The 4,772-nt window shown below is 46.8% G+C and carries 6 protein-coding genes; 2 read left to right on the top strand and 4 right to left on the bottom strand.

Going from position 1 to position 4,772, the window contains the following annotated elements; genetic code table 11:
- Nucleotides 1-165: 165 nt before the first annotated feature.
- Together ilvA and GY683_RS08815 are read right to left on the bottom strand one after the other, a co-directional pair.
- Complete coding sequence (ilvA, locus tag GY683_RS08820; RefSeq protein ID WP_297288375.1) at nucleotides 166-1,710, bottom strand: threonine ammonia-lyase, biosynthetic; 1,545 nt, start codon at nucleotides 1,708-1,710, stop codon at nucleotides 166-168.
- 106 nt (nucleotides 1,711-1,816) lie between these two features.
- On the bottom strand, nucleotides 1,817-2,566 hold the full coding sequence (locus GY683_RS08815; protein WP_297288374.1) for a YebC/PmpR family DNA-binding transcriptional regulator: 750 nt from the start codon (nucleotides 2,564-2,566) through the stop codon (nucleotides 1,817-1,819).
- A 176-nt stretch (nucleotides 2,567-2,742) separates the two neighbouring features.
- On the opposite strand from GY683_RS08815, the gene GY683_RS08810 reads away from it, so the two are divergent.
- Nucleotides 2,743-3,567 (top strand): ion transporter, encoded by an 825-nt coding sequence (locus tag GY683_RS08810; RefSeq protein WP_297288373.1) that lies wholly within the window; start codon nucleotides 2,743-2,745, stop codon nucleotides 3,565-3,567.
- A gap of 55 nt (nucleotides 3,568-3,622) precedes the next feature.
- On the opposite strand, the gene GY683_RS08805 is transcribed toward GY683_RS08810, so the two are convergent.
- Nucleotides 3,623-3,886 carry a TonB-dependent receptor gene (locus GY683_RS08805; protein WP_297288372.1) on the bottom strand — a complete coding sequence of 88 codons (264 nt, stop codon included), beginning with the start codon at nucleotides 3,884-3,886 and terminating at the stop codon, nucleotides 3,623-3,625.
- On the opposite strand from GY683_RS08805, the gene GY683_RS08800 reads away from it, so the two are divergent.
- Nucleotides 3,872-4,111 carry a hypothetical protein gene (locus tag GY683_RS08800; protein WP_297288371.1) on the top strand — a complete coding sequence of 80 codons (240 nt, stop codon included), beginning with the start codon at nucleotides 3,872-3,874 and terminating at the stop codon, nucleotides 4,109-4,111. The genes GY683_RS08805 and GY683_RS08800 overlap by 15 nt on opposite strands.
- Here GY683_RS08800 and GY683_RS08795 read toward each other — a convergent pair.
- Nucleotides 4,094-4,772, bottom strand: a 679-nt coding sequence (locus GY683_RS08795) for a TonB-dependent receptor (RefSeq protein ID WP_297288370.1), incomplete at its 5' end; no start/stop codon positions are given. The two genes, GY683_RS08800 and GY683_RS08795, sit on opposite strands and share 18 nt — an antisense overlap.

Genomic DNA, 4,772 nt, shown 5'->3' with positions numbered 1-4,772 from the left:
GGGTAAAAGGGATAGGGTGATGAAAAGGGGTTTAGAAGTTTTTTCATAAAATTTTCCATTGGGTTGGGTGTGTGATTTATTTTACAAAAATTCTTTGTAAAAACAAACTTTTTGGCTGCTGCAGGCAATAAAAAACACGGCAACTAATCACCGTGTCTTTTGGGTTTATTTTAAAAACACCCCATAGCCAACATTATCCGTCAAATCTTCGCATTCATAGCCAATCTCGGTCAGTGCGTCCACGATTTGCCGTCCGCTTGTGGGCGTGGCTTGTAGTCCCACCAAAATCCGCCCTTCCGCCGCACCGTGATTGCGATAGTGAAATAAGGTTACGTTAAAATCCTGCCCCAATTTTTCAAGGAAATTTAACAACGCCCCTGGACGCTCGGGGAACATGACACGAAACAGACGTTCATCGGTCAGTCGCCCATGCCCGCCAATCAAATAGCGGACATGCGTTTTGGCGACTTCGTCATCGGTTAGGTCATGGGCTTCATATCCGCCTTTGTCCAGCACATCGGTAATCGTGGCACGCTCTTTTTGACCGTCTTTTAAGCCAATGCCGACAAAGACTTGGGCGACATTGGGGCTGGTGGCGTCTAGGCGGTAGTTAAATTCGGTGATGTTTCGCCCCTGTAAACAGCGACAAAAATCCAAAAACGCCCCTGCCTGTTCGGGCAATTTCACCGCAAAAATCGCTTCTTTGTTCTCACCAATCTCCGTGCGTTCGGCAATATAACGCAAGCGGTCAAAATTCATGTTCGCCCCTGAGACGATTGCCACGCAGTTTTTGCCAGTCAAGTTATGCTCTTTGATGTACTTCTTTAGCCCTGCCAATGCCAACGCCCCAGACGGCTCAACGATGTGGCGATTTTCTTCAAAAATGTCTTTGACGCTGGCACAGATTTCATCGTTATTGCAGGTTATCACGTCATCGATGACCTTGCCTTGACCGTTTGATTTGGTTAAATTGGCAACATCAAAAGGGATTTGTCCGATTTGGGCAACCGCCACCCCGTCTGCAAATAGGCTCACCTGTGGCAGGCGAGTACGCTGACCGTCATTTAATGCGACTTTAAGACACGCTGACCCTTCGGACTCCACGGCAATGACCTTGACATGGGGGGCGACTTCCCCTAAAAATGCCGACACGCCTGCCACCAAGCCACCACCGCCCACCGGCACAAAGACGTATTCCATCTCTCGCCAGTCCTGCGACAGTTCCAACGCCACCGTGCCTTGCCCTGCAATCACAAGCTCATCATCATAAGGGGCGATGTAGGTCATGCCGTCTGTGGTTGCCTTGTCTATGGCAAAACGGTTGGCTTCATCAAAGCTGTCGCCATGCAAATGCACCGTACCACCAAAGGCTTTGACGGCTTGCACCTTGATGTCGGGCGTGGTTTTTGGCATGACGATTAGGTTATTAAGGTTTAGGCGGTTTGCCGAGTAGGCAACCCCTTGGGCGTGGTTGCCAGCGGACGCACAGATGATACCCTTGGCTTTTTGTTCGTCTGATAATTGGCTGATTTTGTTGTACGCCCCACGCAGTTTAAAGCTAAATACGGGTTGCATGTCTTCACGCTTTAGGCGAATGTCATTGCCAAAGCGTGCGGATAATTTGTCCGCCTTATCAAGCGGGGTACGAATGGCAACGTCATAGACGGTGGCGGTGATGATAGAACGGACGTAGTCGGATAGGGTGGTCATGAGTTTTCCTTGTCATAACGAATTTTTATAAAAATCATCAATGCAAAATCGCCCAAATCTGCATAAGCGGACTTGGGCGATGTTTTATGGGCAAGAAGTTTTTTGATTAAGCATCAAGCTGTGCCATGACGTCATCGCTAAAATTGACGTTGGTATAGACTTCTTGAACATCATCCAAATCTTCTAGCATATCAATCATTTTTAGCACACGCTGGGCATCATCGATGTTATCAATATCAGCATTTGTGCTTGGCGACATGGTTACTTCGGCATTGTCCGCTTTTAGCCCTGCATCGGCTAGTGCGTCCACCACCGCCCCGAAATCGTTAGGCTCTGTGATGACAAGCAGACTCTCGCCGTCATTTTCAATATCCGTTGCCCCTGCTTCTAGGGCGACTTCCATGACCTTATCTTCTAATGATACGTCACCAAAGACAATCTCGCCACGCTTAGAGAATAAATACGCCACCGAGCCTGATGTGCCTAGGTTGCCACCGTGTTTGCTAAACGCATGACGAACTTCGCCTACTGTGCGGTTTACGTTGTCGGTCATGGTCTCAACGATGACCGCCACACCGCCCACGCCATAGCCCTCATAGGTAATCTCTTGGACGTTGTCGCCTTCTCCGCCGCCTTGACCACGTTCAATGGCGCGCTTAATCACGTCTTTGGTCATGTTGGCGGCGTTGGCTTTTTCTAGCACGGCACGCAGGCGTGGGTTGTTGACAGGGTCTGGGTCGCCACCTTTACTGGCAGATACGATTTCACGAATGATTTTGGTAAAGATTTTGCCTTTTGCGGCATCTTGTTTGGCTTTACGATGTTTGATGTTCGCCCATTTACTATGACCTGCCATAGAATAAACCCTTAAAAATTAACTTTAAAATACAAAAATAATCGCCTATTTTACCATAAAATTCAACACAATAAACATCTACTGATACAAAATTCAGTGGTCTTTTTTGTGACAATATCAGCACACCATCAAAATATTTGGTAAAATAAGCGCAAAATTTTATCATCAGTCCCTGTATGAAAGCGCATCATAAAAATCCAACCCTAGCCGAACGTATCCACGTCATCATCGAAGGCACAGACACCCGAACAGGTAAGTTCTTTGATGTGGTGCTGCTGATTGCTATTGCATTGTCGGTGGCGGTGGCCATGCTCGATAGTGTGTTGATTTTGCGACTGCAATATGGCCAGCTGTTTTTTTATGCTGAATGGCTGTTTACTATCTTGTTTACCATTGAATATGCGCTGCGATTGTATTCTGCACCGAACCGCAAGCGTTACGCTTTTAGCTTCTTTGGGGTTATTGATTTGTTGGCGCTGCTGCCAAGCTATCTAAGCTTATTCTTCGTGGGTACGCAGTATCTGCTTGTGGTGCGTATTCTGCGTATTTTGCGCATCTTTAGGGTGTTTAAATTACGCTCATACATGCAGCAGGCGGGATTTTTGGCGGCGGCGTTTAAGACCAGTCAGCATAAGATCATCGTGTTTTTCTTATCGCTGCTATTGCTTGTGACGATTTTTGGCTCGGTGATGTATGTGGTTGAAGGTCCTGAGAATGGCTACACCAGTATTCCGTTGTCGATTTATTGGGCGGTTGTGACTTTGACGACCGTGGGTTATGGCGACATCTCGCCCAAGACTCCGATAGGGCAAGCGATTGCAAGCATGGTGATGATTATGGGTTATGCGATCATTGCCGTGCCGACGGGGATTTTTACTGCCGAGCTTACCCGTACGATGCGCCCACAGCTGCATCCCATCAGCTGCCCAAAGTGCGGTAAATTCGGTCACGCATCCAACGCTAAGTTCTGCGACCGATGCGGGCATGATTTACACGTCTAAATGGAGCCAACAAAAAAGCCAATCGCGATGGATTGGCTTTTTTGTTGGATGGTAGTTAAAATTCATAAGTGAGTGATAAGGCGTAGTTACGACCAGGTGCGGTGTAGCGGTTAAAGCCGTTGCCGTCTTTATCGACCATGTTATTGACATTGGCATTGCTAAACATTCTTAGGGTTTCCCAAGGAATGTATTTGACATTGGTGATGTTATAAATACCAGCATTTAGGATAAATTTGCCATCTTTGCCGAATTTTTTTGAGCCATACAAATCATAAATCACGACATTTTTACTACGATTGGCGTTTTGGTAGGTCTCCACAAATTCCGTGTAGCCTGTGCGAGTGCGTTCGGTTTTGGTGTATTTGCCTGTGGCGGAGTCTCTGGTGTAGCCGTCATAGACACAGAAATACTCATAACCGACATACGGACATTCACGAGTGGCTACTTCATATTTTGGTACAACGCCAATACTCTTGGTATCTTCGGCTTTTTTGGCACGAATGCCACGCAGTCGTCCATGAATTTCTCAATCTCTATTGGCTGAAACATAATCAGCACCTAGAATGAGACTGGTTGGCGTGGCGGCGAGTGTATTGATTTTAAATCTGCCATCATGATCGGTCTCAACCCACGCATGGTCTTTGGCGGTGTGATAATTGGCAGATACGCTAAATTTGCCGTTGGTGTTGAGTTTTTCTGACAAATCGGCTTCCATACCAACTTTAATGCCTTTGACTTCGGCGGTGTCTAGGTTGGTTGATTGTAGGCAGATGGCTCGACCGTTGCAACCACCTGTATCGCCTTCCCAGAATTTGGTGTGAATGAAGTTGTCGTATTTGGAGACATAGCCTGCTAGGGTTAGCTTGGTGTTGTCTGTTGGGCGGACTTCAAATTCTAATTCTTGGTTTAAGGAAGTTTCTGCTTTTAGGTTGTAATTTGGCACTTCCATCACGCCAAGTCCTTGGAAGTTGCGATAAATTTGTGTGCCAGTTGGTGCAAGAAAACCTGTGCCGATTTTATAGCGAGCGGTTAATTTCTCTGGGATTAGCTCGTAATCCACCATGCCACTCCAGCTGACTTGGCTGTATTTGGTATCGCTAAGGCTTTTACCTGCACGGTAATTTTCACAAAAACCACCACTGGCATTATTGGTTACGCAAGTTTGATACACACGGGCATTTTCGTCATAACCAAAGACATCGGTC

It is taken from the genome of Moraxella sp. (assembly GCF_024227015.1).
Lineage (GTDB): Bacteria > Pseudomonadota > Gammaproteobacteria > Pseudomonadales > Moraxellaceae > Moraxella.
This window is presented reverse-complemented; position numbering and strand designations above follow the sequence as displayed.